The following is a 23,957-nucleotide window of genomic DNA, read 5'->3' as shown; positions in this document are numbered from 1 at the left end:
CGCTCACCCAGTCCCTGACAGGGCTCCGCGATCGCCGACCGTTTCCCGCTGCGCGCGAAAGGCTCTCCCACGCATGTCCACCTCTTCTGCTGCCGTTCCCCGGGAGGACGAGCGGGCCCCTGAAGGCGAGGGTTCACCGCACTCCCGCCGCTTCGGGCTGCCCACGGCCACCGCTCTGGTCATGGGCAACATCATCGGCGGCGGCATCTTCATGCTGCCCGCTTCCGTCGCGCCGTTCGGCACCATCAGCCTCGTCGCGTTCGTCGTGCTCACCGTCGGCGCCGTCGCGCTGGCGCTGGTCTTCGGGCGGCTGGCACAGCGCAACCCGCGGACCGGCGGCCCGTACGTCTACGCCCGCGAGGCCTTCGGCGACTTCGCCGGCTTCCTCGGCGCCTGGACGTACTGGATCACCACCTGGGCGAGCAACGCGGCGCTGGCCGTCGCCGGCGTCGGCTACCTCGGCGTGCTGATGCCCCTGGAGCACTCCAAGGCGCTCACCGTCGCCGCCGCGCTCGCCGCCATCTGGCTGCCGGCGCTCCCCAACCTGGCCGGCACGCGCTACGTCGGTGCCGTCCAAGTCGTCGCCACCGTCCTGAAGTTCATCCCGCTGCTGCTGGTCGCGGTCGGCGGACTGTTCTTCCTCGACACGGACAACTTCGGCCCGTTCGAGGCGAGCGGCCACGGCGCCGTCGGCAGTGTCACGGCCGCCGCCGCGATCCTGCTGTTCAGCTACCTCGGCGTCGAGTCCGCCTCGATGAGCGCCGGCGAGGTCCGCGACCCGCGGCGCAACGTCGGCCGGGCGAGCGTGCTGGGCACCCTCGGCGCCGCCGGTGTCTATCTGCTGGGCACCGTCTCGGTGTTCGGGCTCGTCGCCCACGACAAGCTGGTCGACTCCAGCGCGCCCTTCTCGGACGCGGTCAACGCCATGTTCGGCGGCTCCTGGGGCGGCACCGCCATCGCCTGCGCCGCGCTGGTGTCCATCCTCGGCGCGCTGAACGGCTGGACGCTGCTGAGCGCCCAGGCCCCGTACGCCGCCGCGCAGGACGGCCTGTTCCCCAAGGTGTTCGCGCGGAAGCGGCGCGGTGTGCCGACGACCGGCGTGGTCATCGGCGCCGTGCTCGCGTCGATCCTCACGATCGTCAACTACACCGGCGGCGCGGCCGGCGCCTTCAACAGCCTGGTGCTGATCACGACCTTCACCGCCACCGTGCCGTACCTGCTGTCCACCGCCGCGCAGCTGTACTTCCTCGCCTCCGGGCAGGGCGAGAAGGTCGGCCGCGGCCGGCTGGCGCGGGACGGCGTGCTCGCGCTGATCGGGTTCGGCTTCTCGCTGTGGCTGGTCGCGGGCGCCGGATACGCGGCCGTCTACCAGGGCGTGATGTTCCTGTTCGCCGGTGTGCTGGTGTACGTGTGGCTGGCCGCCCGCCGCGACAAGGCGGCGGCAGCCGGGGCCGGGAGCACCGGCAGCGCGGACGACGCGGACGGCTCCGGCAGCGCGGAAGCCGCCGGCGGCGCGGACGTCCGGTCCGCTGCCGACGACGGCGAGCAGGCGCCCGCGCTCGTCTCCGAAGAGCACTGACAGTCCCTCAGTTCTGCCCGCCCCGCAGCGGCGCACCGACGTCCCGCAGGTGCCGCAGCGCCTCCCGCCACGACGCCACGAGCCCCGTCTCGTGGTACGGCAGCCCCAGTTCCTCGCAGTACGCGCGGACCAGGGGCCGGGCGCGGCGCAGCTGCGGGGTGGGCATGCTGGGGAACAGATGGTGCTCTATCTGGTAGTTGAGGCCGCCCAGCGCGACGTCGGTGACCGGGCCGCCGCGTACGTTGCGGGCGGTCAGCACCTGGCGGCGCAGGAAGTCCGGACGGTCGTCGCCCGTGAGGGTCGGCATGCCCTTGTGGTTCGGGGCGAAGATCGAGCCCAGGTACACCCCGAACACGGCGTGGTGCAGCAGCAGGAACGCGACCGCCATACCGGGTGACAGCACCAGGAACAGCGCGGCCAGATAGCAGCCCACGTGGGCGAAGAGCAGCGTGGCCTCCAGGCCCCTCTGCTTCATGTGCGGCTTGCGCAGCGCCCGCACGCTCGACACCCGGAGGTTGAAGCCCTCCAGCGTGAGCAGCGGGAAGAACAGTGCCGCCTGGTGCCGGCCCACGAACGCGGGCAGCCCCTTCGCCGCGCGCGCCTGGTCGGTGGACCAGACGAGGATGTCGGGGGCGACGTCCGGGTCGAGGTCCTCGTGGTTCGGGTTGGCGTGGTGGCGGGTGTGCTTGTTCATCCACCAGCCGTACGACATGCCGATGCCGAGGTTGCCCACCAGCCGGCCGCCCACCTCGCTGGCCTTCCGCCCGCGGAACACCTGACGGTGCGCCAGGTCGTGTGCCACCAGCGCCAGTTGGCCGAACATCAGGCCGAAGTAGCCGGCCACGGCGAGCTGCCACCAGCTCTGGCCGAGCAGCAGGAACGCCGCCACGCCCGCCGCGAGGGCCAGGCCCACCAGGGTCAGCCGCAGCACGTAGTAGCCGGGCCTGCGTTCCAGCAGTCCGGCCTCCGCGACCTGCTTGGACAGCCGCGCGTAGTCACTGCCGCGGGTGTCCGTACCGCCGGCCGGCCTGCCGCGTTCCGTACTGTCGGTTCCGGTGCCGGCCGGTGCCGGCCGGGCCGGTCCGGACGTGCCGAGTGCGTCGGTCGCTGTCGTCATGTATCGAGCCTCGCCGAGCGCGGTGCGCGCGGACAGCCGCTCAGCACGCCTCCCGTCACGGGGGCCACCCGGGGCCTGAGGGGTGGTGCTGAGTACACCATCGGGCGCGTGTGGGGCCCGTCCCCGCGTGGTACCGGTAGTGCGTTCCTGCCGCAGGCATGCCCGTCCCGGGGCGGGCGAGGAGGTGGCACGCGTGGCCGAGGCCCGGTTCCGTAAGAGAGCCGCCGAAGTGCTCGCGTGGTGGGCCGCGTTGACTCTGCTGTGGCTCGTCCTCATCTCGACGGTCGACATGCTGGAGGCCACCGTAGGCGCTTTCGCCGCCCTGCTGTGCGCCGTGGCCGCGCGGGCCGCACGCGAGGCGGCGGCCGGACGGGGCGGTTCCGGGTGACGGTCTCCGCCGGCTGGCTGGCGGTGGCCCTCGTACCGTTCGCCGCCCTGCTCCCCGTGCTGTGGCGGGTCGCGTACGGGCCCGTCGGTGACCGTATCGCGGGGCAGAACATGGCGTCGCTCCTGGGCGCGTTGACGCTGCTGCTCGTCGCGCGGGGCTTCGACCGCCCCGCCTATCTCGACCTGGCGCTGGTCCTGGCGGTGCTCGGCCCCACCGGCACGCTGATCTTCGCGCGCTTCGCGGGAGGGCTGCCGCCCGCACGGCCGGTGCGGTGGGCCGCCCTGTGCGCGGTGCCGCTCACTGTGGTGCCGCTGTGCGTGTCGGCGGGTGTGACACGGGAGTCGGTCAAAGTGTTCGTCATCGGCGTGCTGCTGCTGGCGGGCAGCCTGCTGACGAGCGCCGGGTCGCACCACGGGACGGAACCCGTGGGGGAGCGGGAAGGCAGCGCCGCCGATGACTGAAGTGCTCATCGCCGGCGCGCTGTTGCTGGTGGCGGCGTCGGCCACCGCCGCGGTGCTCAACCGGGAACCGGTACGCCAGGCCCTCGTGCTCTCGTTCCTCGGCCTGTCCCTCGCCCTGCTGTTCACCTTCGTGCAGGCGCCGGACGTGGCACTGTCCCAACTGGCCGTCGGCTCGGCCGTGACACCGCTGATGATGCTGCTGACGGTGCACAAGGTGCGGAGGCGGCCCGCGGACCGGACGGACAGCCGTTCTGTGAACGACGCGGACGACGACACCGCGGACAACGGCGCTGCGGACGGCGGTGCTGCGGGCAACGGCGGGCGTGGTGAGGGCCGGTGAGCCGGCGGGTGCGCGTGGCGCTGTTCCTCGCCGGCGGCGCCGTGTTCGCCGCACTGTTCGTCCTCGCCTGTACGGGCCTCCCCGGCTTCGGCAGCGACCACCATCCGTACGGCGTGCGCGCGGTGCAGGCCGCACTGTCCCGGCACACCGCCAACACCGTGTCCTCCGTCAACTTCGACCAGCGTGCCTTCGACACACTCGGCGAACAGGCCATCTTCTTCTCCGCCGTGCTCGGCACCGTCGTGCTGCTGCGGCAGACCGCCGACGAGGAGGCCCGGCCTCCGCGTCCCGCCCGTGTGCCGGTCCGCATCCGCCGGTACGGGCTCGTGCTGCTGCCCGTCGCGCTCCTGGCCGGCCTGTACGTCGTCGCCCACGGACAGCTCAGCCCCGGCGGCGGCTTCCAGGGCGGCGTCGTGGCCGCCACCGCGCTGCACCTGCTGTACGTCGCCGTCGACTACCGGGCGCTCGAACGCATCCGCCCCATCGGCCTGTTCGAGGTCGGCGACGCGGCGGCGGAGGCCGCCTACGTCGTCACCGGACTTGCCGCGGCCCTCGCCGGATCGGCCTTCCTGGCGAACGTGCTGCCCCTGGGAACGTTCAACACGCTGTCGTCCGGCGGCATCGTGCCACTGCTCAACGCGGCGATCGGCATGGAGGTCGCCTGCGGCGTCGTCGTGCTGCTCGCCCGCTTCCTCGACCAGGCCGTCGAGATCGCCCCCGAACGGCAAGGAGCGTGAACCGGTGGGCATCCTGCCGTATCTGACCGCCGGCTGGATCTTCCTGATCGGCGTGTACGGGCTGGTCACCAGCCGTAATCTCATTCACGCCGTCGGCTGTCTCACCGTCACCCAGTCCTCCACCTACGTGCTGCTGCTCGCCGTCGGCTACCGGCACGAGGGCACCGCGCCCGTCTTCTCCGACGTGCCGACGGACGCCCGCGTCGTCGACCCCGTCGTACAGGCCCTCACCCTCACCGACGTGGTGGTAGGCGCGACCGTCACAGCGCTGCTGCTCGCCCTCGCCGTGCAGCTCAGCAAGCGGCACGGCACCGTCGACCCCGACGACCTGTCAGAACTCAAGGGGTGACCGGTTGGACGCCGCCCGGCTGCTGCCGCTCCTCGTCGCCGTTCCCGTGCTGGGCGCCGCCGTGCTGGTCGCGGCAGGCCGGAAGCTGCCGCGTGTCGCCACGGAGACCACCGGCTGCGCCGTCGCCGCGGCGACGGCGGGCCTCGCCCTGTGCGCGCTCGTCTCCGTCACCCACGGCGACCCGTACGCGGTCGGCTGGCTCGGCGGCTGGCGCCCCGGCGCGGACGGTGAGGGCGTCGGCATCGCACTGACCGGGGACGCCATCGGGCTCGGCCTCGCCGCGCTCGCCTCCCTGCTGACCGTCGCCGTGCTCGTGTACGCCTGGCGCTACTTCGACGAACCCCCGCGCCGCAGCGGCGCGTTCCCCGCCCTCGTCCTGCTCTTCCAGGCCGGCATGTGCGGCTTCTGCCTGACCGGCGACCTGTTCAACCTGTTCGTCTGCTACGAGCTGATGGGCGTCGTCGCCTACGCGCTCACCGGCTACCACGTGGAGGAACGCAGGCCGCTGCAGGGCGCGCTGGCCTTCGGCGTCGTCGGCTCGCTCGGCGGCTACGCCATGCTGCTCGGCATCACCCTGCTGTACGCCCGGACCGGCGAGCTCGGACTGGCGCAGCTCGGCAGGGCGTTGGGGACGTACGACAGTGACCCGCTCGTCCTGGCCGCGTTCGTACTGCTGCTGGCCGGCATGCTGACGAAGGCCGCGGCCGTACCGTTCCACTTCTGGCTGCCCGACGCGCACGCCGTCGCCCCGACACCCGTGTGCCTGCTGCTGTCCGGGGTGATGGTGGAGCTCGGCGTGTACGGCGTGGCACGCGTCTACTGGACCGTCTTCGCCACTGCGGGCGGAGTGCCCCACGAGGTGGCGAGCCGTACGCTGCTCACCGTCGGCGTGCTGACCGCGCTGCTAGGGGCAGCGATGTGCTGGCAGCAGCGGCACCTCAAACGGCTGCTGGCCTTCTCCACCGTCGCGCACACAGGACTGTTCCTGACCGGGGTGGCCGTGCTGACGCCGGAGGGCACGGCGGGGACCGCGCTCTATGTGCTCGGACACGCCGGGGTGAAGGCCGCCCTGTTCGCCTGTACCGGCATCCTTCTGGACTGCTGCGGCTCCGTCGACGAGCACGAACTGCACGGCAGAGGGCGGCAACTCCGTCTCACCGGCGTACTGTTCTGCGCCGGCGGGCTCGCCCTGTGCGGACTGCCGCCGTTCGGCGCCGGTCTGGGCAAGGCCGTCGCGGAGGAGGCCGCGGGGAAGGACGCGCACTGGCTGACCGCCGTGTTCGTGCTGGTGTCCGCGGCCACCGGGGGAGCGGTGCTGCGCGCCGGTGCGCGGATCTTCGCGGGGGCCGGGCGGCCGTACGAGAGCGAAGCCGGCGCACAGGAGGAGACAACAGGCGACGAGGAGCCGGAAACCGACGGACAGTTGGGCCGTGCGCCCGCCACCATGCTGGCGGTACCCGCGGTGCTTCTGGTGCTCGGTCTTGCCGCGGGCCTCGTGCCGCAGCTCGGCGAACAGGCGGGCCGCGCCGGCGCGTTGTTCGCCTCGCACCACACGTACGCGGCGGCGGTGCTCGACGGGATGACGGCGCCCCGCGAACACTTCACCCCCGCGCACTGGACCGGTACCGGAGTGCTGCTCGGACTGCTGTCCACCCTGCTCGGCTGCGCCTGCGCGGCGCTCGCCCTGCGGCACCCGCACCCCGGGGCCGCCGCCGCGCTGCTCAAGCCGCTGCGCCGGCTCCAGTCCGGTCACATCGGCGACTACGCGGCCTGGTCGGTGGCGGGCATGGCACTGCTGGCGCTGCTCGCGGCGCGCGGCACGGCATGGTGACGCGCGGCGGGCATGTGCGCCGGTCGGCCGGCACGTGACAGGCCGACCGGTCAGCCTGTCGTCCGTCAGCCCGTCAGCCCGTCAGCCCGTCGTCCGTCAGGGCGAGCAGGACGCCGGCGAGTGACGCCTCGCGCGGCACCGTGAGGTCCAGTCCGGTCACGTCCCGGAAGCGGCTCATGCGGGCCATCACCGTATTGCGGTGGCAGTAGAGCACGGTCGCCGTGGCCGCGACCGAACCGCGGGCCAGAAACGTGTGCGCCGTCTCCACGAGCCGCTCCCGTTCGGGCGGTGCGCAGCCGTCCAGCGCGGACCGTGCGCCGGTGAGGAAGTCCGGTGCCGCGGCGCGGAGTTCCTCGGCCGCGATGCGCTCCCACACCTCCGTCATCGTGGCCGGTTCCCGCCGTCCGGACGGCAGCGCGCGCAGCACCCGCACCGCGGTACGGGCCCGCGCCGGCACCCCGCCGAGCCGCGCGCCGTCCGCGGAGCGGCCGCCGCCCGTACCGTCCGCACGGTCCGCGGTGTGCGGGCCCGCCGGGTCGCGGCCGCAGCGTATGCCCTCCAGGGGCGGGCCCTCCCCGGTCCAGAAGGCGATGACGGCGTCCTCCGCCTCGTGCCGGAACACCCGCACGCCGCGGGCCCCGGCCTCCGCCACGTACCCCTCCAGCCGTCCGCGGTCCTCCGGGTCCACGGCGGCCACCTCGTACGGGCCCTCCTCGGGAACGCCCAGGGTGCCCGCGACCTGGCGTACGAGGCCCGGCGTCAGCTCCTGCGAGCTGAACAGCGCCGAGATCATGGAGCGTTGGCGGCCCAGATCGAGCTCCGTACGGCTCGCGCTCTCCCGCAGATGGGACAGCTGGACCTCCGTCGCGAAGTCGTCCACGGCACGCCACAGATGGTCGACGTGTGCGACGAGGACCTGCATGTCGGAGGCCCGTGAGATCCACAGCAGCGTCGACCACAGGACGGCGAAGTCCCCGCGGACCGTGGACACCAGGCTCTCCAGCGGGACGCGCTGCTGTGCGCGGGCGCGCCCGATGTGGCGGGGCAGATCGGCCAGTCCGGGCGGCGGCGTGCCGTGCGCCAGGACGCCCAGCAGATAGCGGAAGGCGTCCGCCGACACCGTACGGAAGTCGCCGCGGCCGACCAGCCCGCCGTAATACCGCTCACCGCCCGCCACATTGCGCATCAGTTCATCGAGCAGCAGCTGTTCCCTGCCCGCCAGTTCGGCCAGCAGCGCCTTCCAGCGCGGCAGTGTCTCCTGCCGCAGCCGTGCCATGTTCCGCATGCCGTACATCCCCATCACACGCCGGTAACCGACTCCTCCGCGGCGGGCGCGCTCCGGCGGGAACAGGCGGCACCGGTTCCGCACACGGGCTCTCCCACAGTGCAGTTGCACAGTACGGGCCCCACAGACAGGGGCAGCGCGTGGGGTGACGGTGTGCGACTGCCGTTCCTACGATCACCCGCATGACGACAGGTGCCGCCGCCGAGGACGTACTCCCGGCCGACGACAGGCCGGGCGGACCGCCTCCCTCCGCCCCCGCGCTCGACGACCGCACGGCGACGAAGGTCGCCGTCGGCGCGCTCGTCGGCAACTCCCTCGAGTGGTACGACTTCTTCCTCTTCACCACCGCCGCCGCGCTGGTCTTCAACCACCAGTACTTCGCCTCCGACGACCCGGTGACCTCCGCGCTCGCCTCGTTCGCCACGCTCGCCGTCGGCTTCATCGCCCGGCCCGCCGGCGGGCTGCTGTTCGGACGGATGGGCGACCGGATCGGGCGCCGCCGCACCCTGCTCATCACCGTCACACTGATCGGCGCCTCCACGGGCTGCATCGGGCTGCTGCCCAACTCCCTGTCCATCGGCGTCGCGGCGCCCGTTCTGCTGACACTTCTGCGCGTCGTACAGGGCCTCGCACTGGGCGGTGAGTGGTCCGGCGCCATCATCATCGCCGTCGAGCACGCGCCGCCCGCGAAGCGCGGCCGGTACGCCGCGCTGCCGCTCATCGGCTCACCGGTCGGCACCCTCATGTCGTCCGGTGCCTTCGTCCTCGTGTCACTGCTGTCGAAGGACAACTTCGACTCCTGGGGCTGGCGTCTGCCGTTCCTGGCCGCCATCCCGCTGCTGCTCGTCGCCCTGTTCATCCGCTCCCGCCTGGAGGAGTCGCCCGCCTTCGCGGCGCTGCTGGAGGAGGGCGACATCGCGCACGCGCCGATCAGAACGGTGCTGCGGGACTCGTGGCGGCAGGTCCTGGCCGGCATGTGTGTCGCCCTGCTGGGCATGGCCGGCTTCTTCCTGGTGACCACCTTCGTCATCAGCTACGGCACACGCGTGCTGCGCATGGACCAGAACATCCTGCTCACCGGCACGCTGGTCGCCGCGACCGGCGAGATCCTCGTCATCCTCGCCGCGGGGCGGCTGGCCGAACGGTACGGCGCCGCACGAGTGGTGGTCGTCGGCGGCGTCGCGACGGCCGTCGCCGCCTTCCCCGTCTTCTGGCTGATCTCCACGGGACAGCCGCTGCTGCTGGTCGCCGGGATGACGCTCGGCGTCGCCGGACTGTCGTTCCCGTACGGCGCGTGCGCTTCCGTCCTCACCGGACTGTTCGCCGCCCGGCTGCGCTACAGCGGCGTGGCGATCGCCTCCAACGCGGCGGCGGTGATCAGCGGTTGTGTGCCGCTGATCGCGACGGCCGTGTTCTCCGCGAGCGGCGGCCGGATATGGACGGCGGCCGCGCTCCTCATCGTCATCTCTCTCACCACGGCGGCAGGCGGGGTGTTCGCTCCCCGGCTGGCCGTCGAAGAGCCGCAACAGAAGGGACCCGCCCATGTCCGATGACCGTTCACCGCAGTCGGCCGAGGACCGCGCCGTAGTGAAGGACTTCGCCGAACTGTCCGCGTTCGGCGCGACGGAGGCCGGGGGAGTCGAGCGGCAGGCCGGCACGGAGGCGCACAAGGAGACCCGCGAGTGGCTGTCCAGCTGGCTGCGGGCCCGCGGTTTCACCGTCGCACCCGACCGCGCCGGCAACCTCTTCGGACGTGTCGAATGGACACCCGGCGCACCGTACGTACTGCTCGGCTCGCACCTCGACTCGCAGCCGCGCGGCGGGCGTTACGACGGTGCGTACGGAGTGCTGGCCGCGGCCCACGCGGCTGCCAGGGTGCGGGAGCGTGTCGCCGCGTCGGAGGACCCGCCGCCGTACAACCTGGCCGTGGTCGACTGGTTCAACGAGGAGGGCTCCCGCTTCAAGCCCAGCATGATGGGCAGCGCCGTCTACTGCGGCAAGCTGCCCCTCGAGCAGGCGCTGGCCACCGCCGACCGGCACGGCACCACCGTGGAGGAGGCGCTGCGGGAGACCGGGCAGCTGGGCGGGGAGGACGGCCCGGAGGCGGCGTTCGCCGCGGAGATCCACATCGAACAGGGCCGCATCCTGCAGGAGGAGGGCACCACCATCGGGCTCGTCGAGTCCAACTGGGCGGCCCACAAGTACGAGATCTCCGTACAGGGCGACCAGTCGCACACCGGGTCCACCGTGATGGAGGACCGGCAGGACGCGCTGCTGGGCGCCGCGCGCGTGATCGTGGCGGTGCGCGAACTGGCCGACAAGTGGCCCGGAGTGCTGCACACGTCGGCAGGACAGCTCTTCGTGTACCCCAACTCTCCCGTGGTGGTGGCACGGGAGGCCGATCTGCACCTCGATCTGCGGTCAGCCGACGGCGACGTACTGCAGGAGGCCGACACGGAACTGGAGCGCATCTTCGCCGAGATCGAGAAAGATGTGCGGGTGCGCATCGTCAAGAAGAGCGCACACCGCTGGCCCGTGCAGTCCTACCAGCGGGAGGGCGTGACACTGGCCCGGGACGCGGCGTCGCGGCTGGGGCTGCTGTGCCGGCCGATGCTCACCCTCGCCGGGCACGACTCGACGAATCTCAAGGACATCGTGCCGACGGTGATGCTCTTCGTGCCCAGCGTCGAGGGCATCTCGCACAACGAGCGCGAGGAGACCGCCGACGCGGACATCTGCGCCGGTGTCGACGTGCTGACGGACGTGGCCGAGCGGCTGTGCCGGGGCGAACTCGACCGGGCGTGACCGCAGTCGGACGGCCGGCGGCCCTGTGCACGGGCTGTCCGGCGGCCGGGGTCAGCCGCCCGCTTCCAGGCGGGCGGCTTCCCGGCCGGCGTCCGCGTTCAGCTCCAGGCCGCGCGAGCCTGCCAGCTTCTGCCACAGATGCTCCCGAACGGTGATCGGCCCGTACTGCGGCGCCGCGCCCTCCTCCACACAGCCGGGCAGAGTCTCGACGAGCGTGTCCGGGTCGCCGTCGTGGAAGTACGCGGCACTGCGGCGGCGCACCAGCCGGCCCTCCGCGTCGGTCGGCGGCAGCACCCGGTGCAGCGTGGACAGCCAGCGGTCATCGGTCCAACGGGCCAGCATGTCGCCCAGGTTGACGAGCAGTGCGTCGGGGCGCGGGAGGACGTCGTGCCACACGCCGTCACTGTCGAGGATCTGGAGCCCCGGTACGGCGTCCGCCCACAGGACGGTGACGATGCCGTAGTCGGTGTGCGCCCCCATGCCCATCTGACCACTGTCGACGACAGTTTCGCCGGGTCGGCGCCTTGGCCGACGCCCATAGGGGGACGGTCGCCCGTCTCCGAGCCGGTGTTGAACGCCTCGAAGAGGTCCTCGGGCGAGGCGACGCCGAGGCTGTGGCTGAGTTTCTCCGCACGCGGCGGGCTGTAGCCGCGGTTGACGGACGGATCGGGCGTGCGCCAGGGCAGTTTGGCGGCCATGTCCTGCCCGAAGAACGCGTCGACGGCCGCCGCCAGTCCGTCAGCGGCGGCCACCGGGACACGGTGTCCGGTGATCTGCATGAAACCCACCTCGCGGCAGGCGCGGTCCACCCGTCCGGCGACGGCGGCCCGCTGCGCTGGAGTGCCGTCGTACCAGTCGGTGAGGTCGATGACGGGGACGTCCAGGACACCGTCCGTGGCGTGCGCTGCGACCATGAGCAGTTCCTCCACGAGGTCGGTCGGGAGTGGGGCGCGGGCTGTCAGGTCGGCCGTGCGATGGGAGGGATGACACCACCGCGTCATTGCTCACGTCAATGAGTCAGTGGGGCCGGCGATATGCGGAACGGTGGCCGTGGACGCGTGGCGCGGCGGGCCGCCGGGGGAGTGGGGCTGCCGGTCCGACGGAGCGTCAGAAGGTCGCGGGGCAGCCGACGATGAGCATCCGCGCCATCCGGTCGCCGTCGTTGCGCCAGCGGTGCGCGACACCCGCCGGATAGTGCAGCGAGTCGCCGGCCCGCACCACGTACTCCTCCGTGCCGACCTCCATGACCACCTCGCCCTCGATGACGTACACCAGCTCCTCGCCCTCGTGTTCCGTGCGCGCGTCGGACTGCACACGGGGCTCGGCGATGACCTCGCAGGCGCCCATGTCCCTGCGGCCGTCGGTGAGCATCCTGATCTGCGAGCCCGGGGCCAGCTGGTGCCGGCGGCCCTCCTCCCGCCGCACGAGCGACACCCGGGGCACGGCACCCTGCGCGAGCAGCGCGTGCGCCGAGGTGCCCAGCACGCCCGCCACCCGGTGCAGCGTCATCACGCTCGGCATGGACCGGCCGTTCTCTATCTGGCTCAGAAACGGCTGCGACATCGCGGCCTTCTCCGCCACCGCCTGCACGGTCAGCCCCGCCTCGCGGCGTGCCGCGCGCACCGCGGCGCCGATGGCGGCGGCCAGCCGGCCGGCCTCGGGGTCCTCGGCCACGGCGGCCCCTTCCGTCGTAACGCGCCCTTAACGGCATTGGTTCAGGCAATGAACATGGAGATGACTCAATGCTCGGCGTCAGCGTACGCCCCGGCGTACGACAGCAGCCGAGACTCTGGGAGCGCATCTGTGGATCCCACCAAGCCCGTCCATCCCGTGGACATGCGCCTGCCGTTGGGCAGGCTGACCGCGCTCGGCCTGCAGCACGTACTGATCATGTACACCGGCTGCATCACCGTACCGCTCGTCTTCGGCGCGGCGGCCGGGCTCGACAAGTCGACGATCGGGCTGCTCATCAACGCGGATCTGCTCGTCGCCGGGATCATCACGGTGATCCAGAGCCTGGGCGTGCGCCGGATCCTCGGCGTACGGCTGCCCATCGTCACAGGGGCCACGTTCTCCTCGCTGACGCCGATGATCCTGATCGCCGGCGAGTACGGGATGCCCGCGGTGTACGGATCGATGCTGGCGGCAGGGGTGTTCGGGCTGCTGATCGCCGTACCGTTCGCGAAGCTCGTACGGTTCTTCCCGCCCGTCGTCAGCGGTGTCGTGATCACCGTGATCGGCATCTCGCTGATCGGTGTCGCGGCCGGCCTCATCACCGGCGACGACCCCAAGGCACCCGACCACGCGGCACCTTCCAAAATCGGCCTGGCGGCTGCGGTACTGGTCCTCGTCGTGCTGCTCCAGCGTTTCGGAGGGGCCCTCCTCGGCCAGGTCGCCGTGCTCATCGCGCTCGTCGCCGGCACGCTCGCCGCGATACCCATGGGACTGACCGACTTCTCCGCGGTCGGCAAGGCCGACTGGGTGGGCGTCGCGGCCCCGTTCCACTTCGGCGCACCGGAGTTCCCGCCGACCGCGGTCATCTCCATGTGCGTCGTCATGCTCGTCATCTTCACCGAGTCGACGGCCAGCATCATGGCGGTCGGTGAGGCGGCCGGAAAGGAGATCGGTCCCCGCGACCTCGCTCGCGGACTCGCCGCGGACGGCGCGTCCGGTGTGCTGGGCGGCGTCATGAACGCCTTCCTGGACACGGTCTTCACACAGAACGTCGGCCTCGTCGGGCTCACCCGCGTCGCCAGCCGCTACGTCACCGCCATGGCCGGCGGGATGCTCCTCGTGCTCGGACTGCTCCCGAAACTGGGCGAGTTCGTGGCCGCGCTGCCCGGGCCCGTGGTGGGAGCGGCGGCCCTCGCGCTGTTCGGCACCGTCACCGCCGTCGGCATCAACACGCTCCGCCGCTGCGATCTGGCGCAGGGACCGAACCTGACGATCGCGTCCGTCGCCATCGGCGTCGGGCTGCTCCCGGAGTCCGCCGAGGGTATCTACGAGCACTTCCCCTCCTGGTTCCAGATCATCGCCGGCAGCGGCATCACGGCGGCGGCGATCGTCGCCTTCCTGCTCAACCTGCTGTTCCACCACACTCCTTGGGGCCGCACGGCTGAGCCGTCCGGGCGCGTCCCCGACGAGGGCACGGGCAGCCTGGACACGGAAGCCGCGGACACGGACAGCCCTGACACCGCCGGTGCCGGGGCGCGGGATGCCGCCCCGGTGGCGGGCCGGTCCTGAACCGTCCGGCCGGGCACCCCGCACCCCGTCAGCCGTGCGGTATCCGCTCCTCCTCGCGCGGCGGCACCAGACGGGTGAGGGCCCGGCCCGTGCCGGAGTCCGCGGGGAGGAGGGTCTCGACCGCGAGCTCCGAAACCGTCACGTCCAGCGGGGTGTTGAACGTCGCGATCGTCGACACGAATGACAGCACCTCGTCCCCGCACTCGAGCACCATCGGCAGCGCGTACGGACTGTCGCTGCCCGCCTCCTCGTCGCCGCCCTCCGGCAGCGCGTACCCGACGACCTCCTCGTACAGGGTGCGCAGCGGCGCCGAGCGGTCCGCGCCACTCGCGGAAGTTGCGGATGCGCGGGGCGAGCCCGTCCGGATGGAGCGTCAGGCGCATGGCGTTCAGCGGCGGTTCGAGCAGCCACGGGGCGACACCCTCCAGCAGCGCTCCGATGCCGCGGTTCGCCGCCAGCACACCGTAGGCACCGTCGACGACCAGCGCCGGGTACGGCTCGTACGCCGTGACCATCCGCTCCAGGCCCGCGCGCAGCCCGGACAGCCGTTTGCCGTCCGGCGGTGTCTCCGGGAAGCGGGGTGCGTAACCGGCCGCCAGCAGCAGGGTGTTGCGCTCCCGCACGGGCACGTCCAGATGTCCGGCGAGGCGCAGCACCATCTCCTCGCTGGGGCGCGCCCGCCCCGTCTCGACGAAGCTGATGTGCCGCGCGGAGGAGTCGGCCCGCAGCGCCAGGTCCAGCTGGCTGACCCCCGCCCTGCGCCGCCACTCGCGCAGCAGCCCGCCCACCCGCGCGGCCTTGCCGGTGCCCGTGTGCGTCATGCCGTGTCCCCCTCAGTGATGAGCGCGGCCGTGCCGTCGAGGAGACGCTGCAGGCCGAACTCGAACAGGCCGTCCAGGTCGAAGTCGTACCCGTGTGTCACCAGTTGCTCGAACTGCGGGAACCGTCCGGTGTCCAGGATCGCCCGGAGCGCGGGCTGCTGTGTGTCCAGCCACTCCTCGCTGTCCATGCCGGTGTGCGCCTGGGCCTCGGCCTCCAGCTCCAGGTGCACGGCGGTGCCGCGTACATAGTTGAACAGCGTCAGATGGGTGGTGAACATGGTCTGGACGCCGAGGCCCCGGCCCGTCAGCGCGTCGAGCACCCACTCCGTGTACGGCACGGCGCCGGCCACGAGCTGCGGCCGGGTCACCGAGAGGGCGGGGGCCAGCCACGGATGCCGGCGGAACGTCGCCCACAGGGCCCGGGCCGCCAGCTCCAGCCGGTCCCGCCAGCCTCCGGTCGGCTCCTCGGGGAACGGCCATGCGGTGAGGGCCGCGTCCATCATCCGCAGGAGCAGATCGTCCTTGTCCGCCACGTGCCGGTACAACGACATGGTGGCCACGCCGAGTTCGGCCGCGACTCTGCGCATGGACAGGACGGCCAGCCCCTCCGCGTCGGCGACGTCGACGGCGGCGGCCACGATCCGCTCCAGGCCGAGCGACCCGTCCCGGCCGTCTCCCCGGCCGTCTCTCCGGCCGCCGGACCCGCGCGCCGCCTCGCCCGCCGCTCCAGCCGCCCGCTCCGCAGCCGACACTTCCGCGGCCGTCGAGGACTCCAACGCGGTCTCGGCGGGCGTGCCGTCCTGTGCGCCGCCGGTACCGCTGACGACGGTGCCGATCCCCGGCACCGCGTGGACCAGGCCCTCGTGGCGGAGCTCGGTCAGCACCTTCGTGGCGGTCGCCATCGCGACGCCCCACCGCCGGGTGATCTCCCGGGTGGAGGGCACTCTGTCGCCCGGCGCGAGCGCACCCGAGACGATCTGCTGCCGCAGCTCGGCGACGATCCGGCTGTAGCGCGCCGTGCCCTGCTGTCCGGCCGTCGCCCCCGTGGTTGTCGTCTGCGCGGCCGTCGTCTCCGCGGCCTTCGTCTCCAGCGCTGTCGCCTTCCCCGCCGTCATGTCCTCCACCGGCCCCTCCGCACTAGTGCACCCCATGTGCGTACCACCGTAGCCGAACCCACCGCACTAGTGCGAGTAATCGTCAAAACACCACACCAGAAAGAGTGATGGCACTTGCCCGGTTGATGCGTACGCTGTACATTCGCGGCATGGGGAACACTGATGTACTCATCTCCGGCGCGAGTATCGCCGGTCCCGCGCTGGCGTACTGGCTGCGCGCGGCAGGCTTCGGCGTCACCGTCGTCGAACGCGCGCCGGCGCTCCGTCCCGGCGGTCAGACCGTCGATCTGCGCGGCGCGGGGCGTGAAGTGATCAGCCGCATGGGGCTGATGGACCGGGTGCTGGAGAGGACCGTCGAGCAGCGCGGCTTCGCCGTCGTCGACGCGTCCGGCCGGATCACCGCGCGGATGCCCGCCGACAGCTTCGGCGGCGAGGGAATCGTCTCCGAGATCGAGATCCTGCGCGGCGATCTCGCGGAGCTGCTGTACGAGGCGAGCCTGCCCGGCACGGAGTATCTCTTCGACGACACCGTCACCGCGCTCGACGAGGACGCCGACGGCGTCACCGTCCGCTTCGAGAAGGCGGCGCCCCGCCGGTTCGGCCTGGTCGTGGGCGCGGACGGGCCGCACTCCGCGGTGCGGGCGCTCGCCTTCGGCCCGGAGGAGGAAGCCGTCCGGCCGCTGGATGTGCACACCGCGTGGTTCACCGCCACCGGCGATTTCGGACTCGACGGCTGGTACAGGATGTTCAACGCGCCCGGCGGGCTCGTCGCCTCCGCCCGGCCCGGCCGGCTGCCCGGCGAGGTCAAGGCGGGGCTCAGCTTCCGGGGGCCACCGCCCGACTGCGACCGGCGGGACACCGAGGCCCAACAGGCCCTGGTGGAGCGGCGGTTCGCGGGCGGCGGCTGGGAGGTGCCGCGTCTGCTGCGCGCCATGCGCGAAGCAGACGACTTCTTCTTCGACACCCTGGGCCAGGTGCGCCTGGACGGCTGGTCCCGGGGCAGGACGGTGCTGGTCGGGGACGCCGGATACTGCCCCACGCCGCTCACCGGGCTCGGCACGAGCCTGGCGCTGACCGGCGCCTATGTGCTCGCAGGTGAACTCGCCGCCGGGGACGGCCACAGTGCCGCCTTCCGGAACTACGACCGGATCATGCGGCCCTACGTCGGCCGGGCGCAGCAGCTGCCGCCCGGCGGAGCCGGCGGGTACGCCCCGTCCACCGCGCTCGGCATCCGGCTGCGGTCCGCCTCGATGCGCGCGATGCACAGGTGGCCCATGCGCAGTCTTCTCGCCGCGCAGTTCGCCAAGGCGGGCGACATCGCGCTGCCGGACTACTACGCCCGCCCGGCCGTGGCCTGACGGTCCGACAGGCGGGATTTTGACGACGCGACCTAGGGTGGAGGTGGAGTCCACCGGAAGCGAGGAGCACGTCATGGCACCCGAGCCGCTGTCGCAGAAGGAGATCGAGGACGCGCTGGGCGATCTGCCCGGCTGGAGCGCCGAAGGGGATGTGATCGGCCGGACGTACGCGTTCGACAAGCATCTGCCCGCCGCCGCGATGGTCATCCATGTGGCCGCCATCCAGGAGGAGTTGGGCCACCACGCGGACATGCACCTGAGCTACAACAAGCTCTCCCTGTCCGTGAACACGCACAGCGTGGGCGGGAAGATCACGGAGCTGGACATCGCACTGGCCCGCCGCGTCGAACAGATCGCGGCGGGCCACGGTGCGAGCTGACCGGAGCCACCGGAGCGGTGGGGACCCGGCCGGGGCGGCCGGGTCTCAGCCGAGCCAGTTCATCTCGTCCGGGTTCGGGCCGAGCCGGGTGTCGGTGTTCAGACCGGCCAGCTCGTCCATGTCAGCGGCGTCCAGCTCGAAGCCGAACACGTCGATGTTCTCCTTGATCCGCGACGGGGTCACGGACTTCGGGATGACGACGTTGCCCAGCTGAAGGTGCCAGCGCAGCACGATCTGCGCGGGCGTCCTGCCGTGCTTCTCGGCGAGCGCGACCAGCTTCTGCTCCTGCAGCAGGTCCTTGCCCTGGCCCAGCGGCGACCAGGCCTCGGTGGCGATGCCGTGGTCGGCGTGGAAGGCGCGCGGGACGGGCTGCTGCAGGTGCGGGTGCAGCTCGATCTGGTTGACGGCCGGGACGGTGCCGGTCTCCTCCAGCAGCCGCTGCAGGTGCGCGGGCTGGAAGTTGGAGACGCCGACCGCCTTCGCGCGGCCGTCCTTCTGCAGCTTCTCGAAAGCCTTGAAGGTGTCGACGTACTTGTCCTGCTCCGGCACCGGCCAGTGGATCAGGTACAGGTCGACGTAGTCGAGGCCGAGCCGCTCCAGGGAGCGGTCGAAGGCGCGCAGGGTGCTGTCGTAGCCCTGCTCGCTGTTCCACAGCTTCGTGGTGACGAAGAGCTCCTCGCGGGGCAGACCGGAGGCGGCGAGGGCCTGGCCCGTGCCCTTCTCGTTCTCGTAGATCGCAGCCGTGTCGATGCTGCGGTAGCCCGCGTCCAGCGCGGAGCCAACGGCGCTCGCCGCCTCGTCGTCCGGCACCTGCCAGACGCCGAAGCCGAGCTGCGGCATGGTGGTGCCGTTGTTGAGGGTGATGGTGGGAACGTTGCTCACGAGGGATCGGTCCTCACGTTGGAATCGACGAATCCGTTTGCCGCCAGGATCAACGATCCACATCCGCCACGCATTCCCGCCGGCCGGTCCCGAACCGGCGCCGAACGTGCACGTCAGTTGTGGTAAAGAGCCTCGATCTCGACGGCGTACGCGGTCTCGATGGACTTGCGCTTGAGCTTCATCGACGGGGTCAGCATGCCCTGTTCCTCGGTGAACTGGGCGGCCAGGATGCGGAACGTGCGGATGGACTCCGCCTGCGAGACCTGGGTGTTGGCGGCGACCACGGCGCGCCGGATCTCCGTCTCCAGATCCGGGTCGCGGACCAGGTCGGCGGCTTCCAGCTCGGGCTTCTCGCGCATCGCCAGCCAGTGCTGCACGGCTTCCGGGTCGAGGGTGACCAGCGCCGAGACGTACGGGCGGTCGTTGGCGACCACGATGCACTGGGCGACCAGCGGGTGGGCCCGGACGCGCTCCTCCAGCGGGATCGGCGAGAGGCTCTTGCCGCCCGAGGTGACGAGGATTTCCTTCTTCCGGCCGGTGATCGTGAGGTAGCCGTCCGCGTCCAGGGAGCCCAGGTCGCCGGTGGCGAGCCAGCCGTCGTGCAGCGTCTCCTCGGTGGCCTTGGGGTTGTTGAGGTAGCCCAGGAAGATCTGCCCGCCGTGCAGCCAGATCTCGCCGTCGTCGGCGATGTGGATGGTGGTGCCCGGGATGGGGCGGCCGACCGTACCGAAGCGGGTCTGCTCCGGCGGGTTCGCGACGGACGCAGCGGTGGACTCGGTGAGGCCGTACCCCTCGAAGATCCGCATGCCGGCGCCGTCGAAGAACAGGCCCAGCCTGCGCTCCATCGCGGAACCGCCGGACATGGCGTGCCGGCAGCGGCCGCCCATCGCGTCGCGCAGCTTGGCGTAGACGACCTTGTCGAAGAACTGGTGCTGGATGCGGAGCGAGGCGCTGGGCCCCGGACCCGTGCCGAAGCTCTTGTGCTCCACGGCCTCCGCGTACCGGACGGCGACGTCGACGGCCTTCTCGAACGCGCCGAGCTTGCCGGACAGTTCGGCCTTCCTGCGGGACGCCTGGAAGATCTTCTCGAAGAGGTGCGGCACGGCCTGGACGAAGGTCGGCTTGAATGCCGCCAGGTCCGGCAGCAGCGCGGACGCCGCCATGACCGGCTGGTGGCCCAGCTTGACCTTGCCGCGGATCGCCGCGACCTCCACCATCCGTCCGAAGACGTGCGCGAGCGGCAGGAACAGCAGCAGGGACGCGGGCTCGCCCGGCTTGGAGCGGAACACCGGGTCGTACTTGCCGACGATGTTGTCGGACTCGGCCATGAAGTTGGCGTGGCTGAGCACGCAGCCCTTGGGCCGGCCCATCGTGCCGGAGGTGTAGATGACCGTCGCGATGGAGTCCGGGGTCAGCGCGCGCCGGTGCCGGTGCACCACCTCGTCGTCGACGCCCGCGCCGGCCCGGGTCAGCTCGCCCTCGGCGTCCGCGTTCAGCTGCCAGAGGCGCTTGAGCAGCGGCAGCCGGTCGATGACCGAGGCGATGGTCATGGCGTGGTCGTCGTGTTCCACGATGGCCGCGGACACCTCGGCGTCGTGCAGCATCCAGCAGACCTGCTCGGCGGACGAGGTGGGGTAGACCGGGACAACCTGGGCGCCGATGGCCCACAGGGCGAAGTCGAACAGCGTCCACTCGTAGCGGGTGCGGGACATGATGGCGACTCGGTCGCCGAACCTGATGCCCTCCGCGAGGAGGCCCTTGGCCAGCCCCATCACCTGGTCGCGGAAGGTGCCCGCGGTGACGTCGCGCCATGTGCCGCCCGCGTCCTTACGGGCGAGGGCGATGTGGTGAGGGTCCTCGTCGGCGTGCTCGAAGACGACGTCGGCCAGCCCTCCTACCTGGGGCGCCGTCGCCACAGCCGGGACGGTGAACTCACGCAATGGGGGTGCTCCTCGACATTCCTGACGTGCTGTATGACACAGCGCGAGTGACCGTATCTGATCGGTCCCACGAACGGGAGGGGCGTCTTTGCTGGTCAGTACGTGTCATTTACGGACACAACGGAGCGTGTGAGCCAAGACGTTGCGGGGTGCTCAGACTATCTGCACGGAACCTCCGCGAAACGAGCGGCGGATGGTGCCCCTGTGGCCACCGGGGCGAGGGGCTGAGCGCCGGTCCGGAAGCGGTCTTCCGTACCGTGGTAGTCGTCCGGCCGGAGAATGCCGGGGTCACCGCACCGTACAGAGGGAGCCCATGCGCCGCCTAGCACGACTGGTCGACCCGTACATCGCTCTGCTCGTCGCGACCGTCCTGATCGCCGTCTTCCTGCCCGCGAGCGGTCCCGTGGCACACGGCTTCGGCTGGGCCACGAAGATCGCCGTCGGGCTGCTCTTCTTCCTCTACGGCGCCCGCCTCTCCACCCGCGAGGCCGTCGACGGACTGCGCCACTGGAAGCTCCATCTGGCCGTCGTGCTCTGTACGTTCGCCGTCTTCCCGCTGCTCGGCCTCGCGTCGGGCGGCCTCGTGCCGTACGTCCTGACGCCCGAGCTGCAGTCCGGACTGCTGTTCCTGTGCCTCGTTCCGTCGACCATCCAGTCGTCGATCGCGTTCACCTCCATCGCCCGCGGCAACGTGCCGGCGGCGATCTGTGCCGGCACGTACTCGAGCCTGCTCGGCATGATCGCCACGCCGCTGCTGGTGGCCTGGCTCATCGGCGGGCATGCCGCACTGAGCGCCGACGGGCTGATCGGCATCGCCTGCCAACTGCTCGCCCCGTTCATCGCGGGCCAGTTGCTGCGCCGCTGGATCGGCGGTCTCCTCACCCGCTTCAAGAAGGTGCTCGGTTACGTCGACCGGGGCTCCGTACTGCTCGTCGTCTACACGGCGTTCAGCCAGGGCATGACGGAGGGCATCTGGGGTCAGGTCACCCCGCTGCGGCTGGCGGCGCTGGTGGGTGTCGAAGCGGTGCTGCTGGCGCTCATGCTGACCCTCACCTGGTACGGCGCCGCCCGGGTCGGCTTCCCGCGCGAGGACCGGATCACCATCACGTTCGCCGGTTCGAAGAAGTCCCTGGCCGCCGGACTGCCCATGGCCAGCGTGCTGTTCGGGGCGCAGGCCAGTCTGGCCGTGCTGCCGCTGATGCTGTTCCACCAGATGCAGCTCATGGTGTGCGCCTATCTGGCACGGCGCTGGTCCCAGCACGACGCGGCCGGCGCACCCGGCGCGGACGGGCAGGCCACCGCGGAGCACGCGGGAGACACCGGGAAGACCGGCAGCGGCTCCCGCATGGCCGACGCCACACGCTGACAGCGCGCGCCGCAGGTCACACGGGAGCCGCTCCGTCACCTCGGCCGCAGCCGGTCCAGCGGGAGGTCCAGTACGGAACGGCCGTCCTGTGTGCGGACCCGTACGTCGTCCAGCGCGCCCGTGAACCAGGCGCGGCTGTCCGGCTTCTGGCCCAGCCGGACAGCGAACGGTGAGCCGCCGCTGACCGTTCCGGGCACCCCGCGCGCGGTGCTGCTCTTCCCGTCGACGGTGAGCCGCAGCGCACCGCCCGCACCGCGCGTCAGCTCCACGTGGTGCCACCGGCCGTCGTGGAAGGGACCGTCGACGGCGAGCTGCGCGGTCGCGTACGGGCCCGCGCCGTCGCGTGCCGTGACGGCGGCGGTGACCCGCCCGCGCGCGGGATCGCCGACGATGCGGACCTGCGGCTGTGCGACACCGACACCGCCCATCCACAGCAGGGGCTGCTCGCCGCCCGCCGCCGTCGAGCGGAACCGGAGCGAGGCCGTGAACTCCCGGGTGCCGAGCGGCAGTCCGTCGCGGAACGGCAGCCGTACCGCGTCGTCCCTGCCGTCGAAGGCCAGCGCACCACCGGTGCGCCCGTCCGTCTGCCGCGCGCCGCCCAGTACGTCGGCGTCCCGGGCGCCCGGTGCGCGGTCCGGTGTCACGGGGTCGGGCCCGCGCCGCTCGCCCAGCCAGTCCTCCGTGAAGCGGGCGAACCGGAGTTCGTCGCGGGCGTCCACAGCGCCGCCCTCGTACAGCAGTCCGGCGTGTGCGCCGTCGGCCCGCATCAGGTCCGAATAGCCCGACCAGTCGGTCGTCACGGCCCGGCCCCGGTCGGTGTCCTCCCAGGTGCGGCCGCCGTCCCAGGAGGAGCGGATCATCATGGTCCGGCGGCGGTCCGGATCGGCGGGCGCGGACACCAGCATGCGGTCCCCGAAGGGCAGGACGGCTCCCTGCACCTGCGGTGTGGCGAACGAGGGCAGCGGACGGAAGGGCGCGGAGAACGAGGTGCCGCCGTCCCGGCTGACGGCAGCCGTACGGTGCCCCAGTGCCGTGCCCTCCGTCTCGCGTGCGGACACGTACAGGGTGCCGTTCTCCCGTTCGGCGAGGGTGAGTTCCTGCGGCTTCTGCCGGACGGTGCCGTCCGCCGCGTACGGGATGCTGTCCGTGGCGCCGCGCCGCCAGGTGCGGCCGCCGTCGTCGCTGTGGATCAGTGCCGCGTGCGCCCGGGTGAGGCGGCCGCCGCTCCAGCTCTCGGCGTTGACGCCGACGACGAGGCGGCCCGCGTGCCGTCCGTGCCGCAGTTGCAGCGCGTGCCCGGGGCCCGTCGCGTACCAGGCGTTCCAGTCCTTCGGCCGGAACTGCGCGGTCACGTCGCGCGGCTGTGACCAGGTGCGGCCGTCGTCGTCGCTGTACTGCAGGTGCTGGGTGCGGTCGCAGGGGATGGCGCAGTTGAGGCCGTCCGTGCGGCCCTTGTTGTACGTCTCGGCGAGCAGGATGCGGCCCGTGCGGCGGTCCACGACGGGCGCCGGATTGCCGTGGGTGTCGCCGCGGCCCTCGTTGACGACGTGCAGCGGGCCCCAGGTGCGTCCGCCGTCGGTGGAGCGCTTCACGACGAGGTCGATGTCACCGGCGTCCGAACAGTCGTCGACCCGCCCCTCGGCGAAGGCCAGCAGCGTGCCCTGCGCCGTCCGTACGAGGGCCGGTATGCGGAAGCACGCGTAGCCCTTCTCCGCGTCGGCCCTGAACAGCACGCGCTGGTCGAAGTCCCGCTCCCGGGGCGCGGCTCCGGCCCGCTCGGGGACGGTCAGCACCCCGGCCAGCAGGGTGAGGAGCGCGAGGAGGGAAAGGGGGCCGGGAAGGCCCCGGGGTCTCGGCGGTGCGGGCGGCACGGCACGCGTCATGCTTCCGTCCCTTCGACGACACAGGACATGGGATGTCCCATGTCCTGCGCGGAAGGTACGACAGGGGCATGAACCCGA

General features: G+C 71.9%; 21 protein-coding genes and 2 pseudogenes. 13 read left to right on the top strand and 10 right to left on the bottom strand.

Annotated elements, in window-relative coordinates:
* The first annotated feature begins 73 nt into the window (after positions 1-73).
* Positions 74-1,579: an amino acid permease gene (locus AC3AGO_RS08625; RefSeq protein WP_487819548.1), complete on the top strand. Its 1,506-nt coding sequence runs from the start codon at positions 74-76 to the stop codon at positions 1,577-1,579.
* Positions 1,580-1,586: 7 nt separating this feature from the next.
* Here AC3AGO_RS08625 and AC3AGO_RS08620 read toward each other — a convergent pair whose 3' ends face one another.
* Complete coding sequence (locus tag AC3AGO_RS08620) at positions 1,587-2,696, bottom strand: fatty acid desaturase family protein (protein WP_487819547.1); 1,110 nt, start codon at positions 2,694-2,696, stop codon at positions 1,587-1,589.
* Between the two features lie 193 nt (positions 2,697-2,889).
* Here AC3AGO_RS08620 and AC3AGO_RS08615 point away from each other — a divergent pair, with 193 nt between their 5' ends.
* Genes AC3AGO_RS08615 through AC3AGO_RS08590 form a run of 6 tightly spaced genes read left to right on the top strand, consistent with a single transcriptional unit; the run spans position 2,890 to position 6,802 of the window.
* Complete coding sequence (locus tag AC3AGO_RS08615) at positions 2,890-3,084, top strand: hypothetical protein (RefSeq protein WP_487819546.1); 195 nt, start codon at positions 2,890-2,892, stop codon at positions 3,082-3,084.
* The gene (locus AC3AGO_RS08610) at positions 3,081-3,545 is read left to right on the top strand and encodes a monovalent cation/H+ antiporter complex subunit F (RefSeq protein ID WP_487819545.1); all 465 of its coding nucleotides are present in this window, start codon (positions 3,081-3,083) and stop codon (positions 3,543-3,545) included. Before AC3AGO_RS08615 ends, AC3AGO_RS08610 begins: the two co-directional genes overlap by 4 nt.
* Entirely contained in the window at positions 3,538-3,885 is a 348-nt protein-coding gene (locus AC3AGO_RS08605) for a Na(+)/H(+) antiporter subunit B (protein WP_487819544.1), read from the top strand. The genes AC3AGO_RS08610 and AC3AGO_RS08605 overlap by 8 nt, the downstream gene beginning before the upstream one ends.
* The gene (locus AC3AGO_RS08600) at positions 3,882-4,622 is read left to right on the top strand and encodes an MnhB domain-containing protein (RefSeq protein ID WP_487819543.1); all 741 of its coding nucleotides are present in this window, start codon (positions 3,882-3,884) and stop codon (positions 4,620-4,622) included. Before AC3AGO_RS08605 ends, AC3AGO_RS08600 begins: the two co-directional genes overlap by 4 nt.
* 4 nt (positions 4,623-4,626) lie before the next feature.
* Positions 4,627-4,971 (top strand): sodium:proton antiporter, encoded by a 345-nt coding sequence (locus tag AC3AGO_RS08595; RefSeq protein ID WP_487819542.1) that lies wholly within the window; start codon positions 4,627-4,629, stop codon positions 4,969-4,971.
* Positions 4,972-4,975: 4 nt separating this feature from the next.
* Positions 4,976-6,802, top strand: a complete 1,827-nt coding sequence (locus tag AC3AGO_RS08590) for a complex I subunit 5 family protein (protein ID WP_487819541.1) — start codon at positions 4,976-4,978, stop codon at positions 6,800-6,802.
* Positions 6,803-6,875: 73 nt separating this feature from the next.
* Here AC3AGO_RS08590 and AC3AGO_RS08585 read toward each other — a convergent pair whose 3' ends face one another.
* A complete protein-coding gene (locus tag AC3AGO_RS08585; protein ID WP_487819540.1) occupies positions 6,876-8,087 on the bottom strand; it encodes a helix-turn-helix domain-containing protein in 1,212 nt (403 codons plus the stop codon).
* 182 nt (positions 8,088-8,269) lie between these two features.
* On the opposite strand from AC3AGO_RS08585, the gene AC3AGO_RS08580 reads away from it, so the two are divergent.
* Positions 8,270-9,640 carry an MFS transporter gene (locus tag AC3AGO_RS08580; RefSeq protein WP_487819539.1) on the top strand — a complete coding sequence of 457 codons (1,371 nt, stop codon included), beginning with the start codon at positions 8,270-8,272 and terminating at the stop codon, positions 9,638-9,640.
* Complete coding sequence (locus AC3AGO_RS08575; RefSeq protein ID WP_487819538.1) at positions 9,630-10,892, top strand: M20 family metallo-hydrolase; 1,263 nt, start codon at positions 9,630-9,632, stop codon at positions 10,890-10,892. The genes AC3AGO_RS08580 and AC3AGO_RS08575 overlap by 11 nt, the downstream gene beginning before the upstream one ends.
* A gap of 51 nt (positions 10,893-10,943) precedes the next feature.
* Here the strand turns inward: AC3AGO_RS08575 and AC3AGO_RS08570 are convergent, their stop codons facing one another.
* The 3 genes and pseudogenes from AC3AGO_RS08570 to AC3AGO_RS08560 form a co-directional block, all read right to left on the bottom strand.
* Positions 10,944-11,378 carry a 2OG-Fe(II) oxygenase family protein gene (locus AC3AGO_RS08570; RefSeq protein ID WP_487819537.1) on the bottom strand — a complete coding sequence of 145 codons (435 nt, stop codon included), beginning with the start codon at positions 11,376-11,378 and terminating at the stop codon, positions 10,944-10,946.
* Between the two features lie 119 nt (positions 11,379-11,497).
* Positions 11,498-11,806: pseudogene (locus tag AC3AGO_RS08565) on the bottom strand (2-oxoglutarate and iron-dependent oxygenase domain-containing protein); the annotation flags it as partial.
* Between the two features lie 193 nt (positions 11,807-11,999).
* Complete coding sequence (locus tag AC3AGO_RS08560) at positions 12,000-12,566, bottom strand: helix-turn-helix domain-containing protein (RefSeq protein ID WP_487819536.1); 567 nt, start codon at positions 12,564-12,566, stop codon at positions 12,000-12,002.
* Positions 12,567-12,695: 129 nt separating this feature from the next.
* Here AC3AGO_RS08560 and AC3AGO_RS08555 point away from each other — a divergent pair, with 129 nt between their 5' ends.
* Complete coding sequence (locus tag AC3AGO_RS08555) at positions 12,696-14,135, top strand: nucleobase:cation symporter-2 family protein (RefSeq protein ID WP_487819535.1); 1,440 nt, start codon at positions 12,696-12,698, stop codon at positions 14,133-14,135.
* A gap of 28 nt (positions 14,136-14,163) precedes the next feature.
* On the opposite strand, the pseudogene AC3AGO_RS08550 reads toward AC3AGO_RS08555, so the two are convergent.
* Together AC3AGO_RS08550 and AC3AGO_RS08545 are read right to left on the bottom strand one after the other, a co-directional pair.
* Positions 14,164-14,956: pseudogene (locus AC3AGO_RS08550) on the bottom strand (helix-turn-helix domain-containing protein).
* Positions 14,953-16,071, bottom strand: coding sequence for a TetR/AcrR family transcriptional regulator C-terminal domain-containing protein (locus AC3AGO_RS08545; protein WP_487824577.1), 1,119 nt, complete (start codon positions 16,069-16,071; stop codon positions 14,953-14,955). Before AC3AGO_RS08545 ends, AC3AGO_RS08550 begins: the two are co-directional and overlap by 4 nt.
* Positions 16,072-16,220: 149 nt before the next feature.
* On the opposite strand from AC3AGO_RS08545, the gene AC3AGO_RS08540 reads away from it, so the two are divergent.
* A complete protein-coding gene (locus AC3AGO_RS08540) occupies positions 16,221-17,429 on the top strand; it encodes an FAD-dependent monooxygenase (RefSeq protein WP_487819534.1) in 1,209 nt (402 codons plus the stop codon).
* Between the two features lie 73 nt (positions 17,430-17,502).
* A complete protein-coding gene (locus tag AC3AGO_RS08535) occupies positions 17,503-17,808 on the top strand; it encodes a 4a-hydroxytetrahydrobiopterin dehydratase (protein WP_487819533.1) in 306 nt (101 codons plus the stop codon).
* A gap of 45 nt (positions 17,809-17,853) precedes the next feature.
* On the opposite strand, the gene AC3AGO_RS08530 is transcribed toward AC3AGO_RS08535, so the two are convergent.
* Entirely contained in the window at positions 17,854-18,690 is an 837-nt protein-coding gene (locus tag AC3AGO_RS08530) for an aldo/keto reductase (RefSeq protein WP_487819532.1), read from the bottom strand.
* A 113-nt stretch (positions 18,691-18,803) separates the two neighbouring features.
* Complete coding sequence (locus AC3AGO_RS08525) at positions 18,804-20,630, bottom strand: AMP-dependent synthetase/ligase (protein WP_487819531.1); 1,827 nt, start codon at positions 20,628-20,630, stop codon at positions 18,804-18,806.
* Between the two features lie 313 nt (positions 20,631-20,943).
* Between AC3AGO_RS08525 and AC3AGO_RS08520 the strand changes: the two genes are divergently transcribed.
* A complete protein-coding gene (locus tag AC3AGO_RS08520) occupies positions 20,944-21,996 on the top strand; it encodes a bile acid:sodium symporter family protein (RefSeq protein ID WP_487819530.1) in 1,053 nt (350 codons plus the stop codon).
* Between the two features lie 35 nt (positions 21,997-22,031).
* Here AC3AGO_RS08520 and AC3AGO_RS08515 read toward each other — a convergent pair whose 3' ends face one another.
* Positions 22,032-23,879, bottom strand: a complete 1,848-nt coding sequence (locus AC3AGO_RS08515) for an exo-alpha-sialidase (protein WP_487819529.1) — start codon at positions 23,877-23,879, stop codon at positions 22,032-22,034.
* Positions 23,880-23,957 lie beyond the last annotated feature (78 nt).

This window comes from Streptomyces sp. BL1 (assembly GCF_057628045.1).
This window is presented reverse-complemented; position numbering and strand designations above follow the sequence as displayed.

What these genes read in the sequence shown, in the direction of transcription:
- AC3AGO_RS08585 (WP_487819540.1), bottom strand. Translation starts at nt 8,087, where the DNA reads ATGCGGAACATGGCACGGCTGCGGCAGGAGACACTGCCGCGCTGGAAG.
- AC3AGO_RS08605 (WP_487819544.1), top strand. Translation starts at nt 3,538, where the DNA reads ATGACTGAAGTGCTCATCGCCGGCGCGCTGTTGCTGGTGGCGGCGTCG.
- AC3AGO_RS08620 (WP_487819547.1), bottom strand. Translation starts at nt 2,696, where the DNA reads ATGACGACAGCGACCGACGCACTCGGCACGTCCGGACCGGCCCGGCCG.
- AC3AGO_RS08515 (WP_487819529.1), bottom strand. Translation starts at nt 23,879, where the DNA reads ATGACGCGTGCCGTGCCGCCCGCACCGCCGAGACCCCGGGGCCTTCCC.
- AC3AGO_RS08580 (WP_487819539.1), top strand. Translation starts at nt 8,270, where the DNA reads ATGACGACAGGTGCCGCCGCCGAGGACGTACTCCCGGCCGACGACAGG.
- AC3AGO_RS08545 (WP_487824577.1), bottom strand. Translation starts at nt 16,071, where the DNA reads ATGACGGCGGGGAAGGCGACAGCGCTGGAGACGAAGGCCGCGGAGACG.
- AC3AGO_RS08625 (WP_487819548.1), top strand. Translation starts at nt 74, where the DNA reads ATGTCCACCTCTTCTGCTGCCGTTCCCCGGGAGGACGAGCGGGCCCCT.
- AC3AGO_RS08535 (WP_487819533.1), top strand. Translation starts at nt 17,503, where the DNA reads ATGGCACCCGAGCCGCTGTCGCAGAAGGAGATCGAGGACGCGCTGGGC.
- AC3AGO_RS08575 (WP_487819538.1), top strand. Translation starts at nt 9,630, where the DNA reads ATGTCCGATGACCGTTCACCGCAGTCGGCCGAGGACCGCGCCGTAGTG.
- AC3AGO_RS08570 (WP_487819537.1), bottom strand. Translation starts at nt 11,378, where the DNA reads ATGGGCATGGGGGCGCACACCGACTACGGCATCGTCACCGTCCTGTGG.
- AC3AGO_RS08520 (WP_487819530.1), top strand. Translation starts at nt 20,944, where the DNA reads ATGCGCCGCCTAGCACGACTGGTCGACCCGTACATCGCTCTGCTCGTC.
- AC3AGO_RS08540 (WP_487819534.1), top strand. Translation starts at nt 16,221, where the DNA reads ATGGGGAACACTGATGTACTCATCTCCGGCGCGAGTATCGCCGGTCCC.